Origin of the sequence: Allobosea sp. CER48 (assembly GCF_044752385.1) — a bacterium.
GTDB lineage: Bacteria > Pseudomonadota > Alphaproteobacteria > Rhizobiales > Beijerinckiaceae > Allobosea.
Genome location: NZ_JBIWYK010000671.1, coordinates 1 through 1,335 on the forward strand (window position 1 = coordinate 1; position 1,335 = coordinate 1,335).

Here is a 1,335-nt window from a genome sequence, read left to right on the forward strand (position 1 = left end):
ATTCGCAATCCCGCATTGCAACATGGGCTTGACGAGAGCCGCGCTTTCCTGTTCCAGAAGGGCCATGGAAAAGCCTGCTGAGCCGTTCCCGCAGCGCCTGACGGAAGGCTATCGTGCCTTCCTCGACGATCGTTTCATCCGCGAACAGAGCCGATATGAAGAGCTCGGCGAGCACGGGCAGACGCCGAAGATCATGCTGATCGGCTGCTGCGACTCGCGCGTTTCGCCGGAGGTCATCTTCGATGCGCGTCCGGGCGAGATGTTCGTCGCCCGCAACATCGCCAATCTCGTGCCGCCCTTCCAACCGGACGACCAGCTCCACGGCACCTCGGCCGCGCTCGAATATGCGGTGCAGGCGCTCAAGGTCCAGCACATCGTCGTGCTCGGCCATGGCCGCTGCGGCGGCATCCGTGCCTTCGCCGACGACAGCCAGCAGGCGCTCTCTCCCGGTGACTTCATTGGCAAGTGGATCACCCTGATCGCGCCGGCCGCCGAACGCACGGGCGGGCGCGGCCGCAACGAGAACTTCGAGGACTACCTGCAACGGCTCGAGCTGGCCTCGATCCAGCAGTCGATCGCCAACCTGCGCACCTTCCCCTGCGTGCAGATCCTCGAGAGCAAGGGCAGGCTGCACCTGCACGGCGCCTATTTCGCGGTTGCCACCGGCGTGCTGATGATCCTCGATCCGGTCACCGGCCAGTTCATCCCCGCCGTCGGCGAGATGCCCAAGCGCGTCCAGCAGATCCGCTGCTCGGAAGCCTGAGCCGCCGAACGCGGCTCATTCTCCGTCCGCGAGCGGATGGAGGTCGCGCACCATGCTCTTCAACCGCTCGTCGAGGACGTGGGTGTAGATCTGCGTCGTCGCGATATCGGCATGGCCGAGCAGTTCCTGCACCACCCTCAGATCGGCGCCATTCTGCAGGAGATGGCTGGCGAAGGCATGGCGCAGCACGTGGGGGCTGAGCGCCGAGGCCGAAAGCCCGGCCGCCCCGCCCAGCATCTTGAGATCGCGCGCGAAGACCTGCCGGGTCAGGTGCCCGCTCTCGCCTTCGGACGGGAAGAGCCAGCGCCCGTCGCCCTGTCCTGCCTCCGTCAGGGCGGCCAGCCAGTCCCGCGCCGCCCGCCGCGCCGCCTCGTTCAGCGGCACCAGCCTCTCCTTGTCGCCCTTGCCGCGCACGATCAGGAAGCGTTCCCGCGTCGTGGCGGCCGAGCGCGGCAGCGCGATCAGCTCGGAAACGCGCAGGCCGGTGGCATAGAGCATCTCGACGAGGCAACGCATCCGCAGCGCCTTCAGCCTGGCGGCAGGCCTGAGCCCCTCCTGGAGACAGGCGCTTC

2 protein-coding genes are annotated in these 1,335 nt (G+C 67.4%); one reads left to right on the forward strand and one right to left on the reverse strand.

What is annotated here, in order from left to right:
• Positions 1-64 precede the first annotated feature (64 nt).
• A complete protein-coding gene (locus tag ACIPIA_RS16445; protein ID WP_400511047.1) occupies positions 65-763 on the forward strand; it encodes a carbonic anhydrase in 699 nt (232 codons plus the stop codon).
• 15 nt (positions 764-778) lie between these two features.
• Here the strand turns inward: ACIPIA_RS16445 and ACIPIA_RS16450 are convergent.
• Positions 779-1,335: tyrosine-type recombinase/integrase (locus ACIPIA_RS16450; protein WP_400511048.1), on the reverse strand; the 557-nt coding region annotated here is incomplete at its 5' end.

Bases quoted from the DNA above. Each gene is read 5' to 3' on its own strand.
- ACIPIA_RS16445 (WP_400511047.1), top strand. From the start codon at position 65: ATGGAAAAGCCTGCTGAGCCGTTCCCGCAGCGCCTGACGGAAGGCTAT.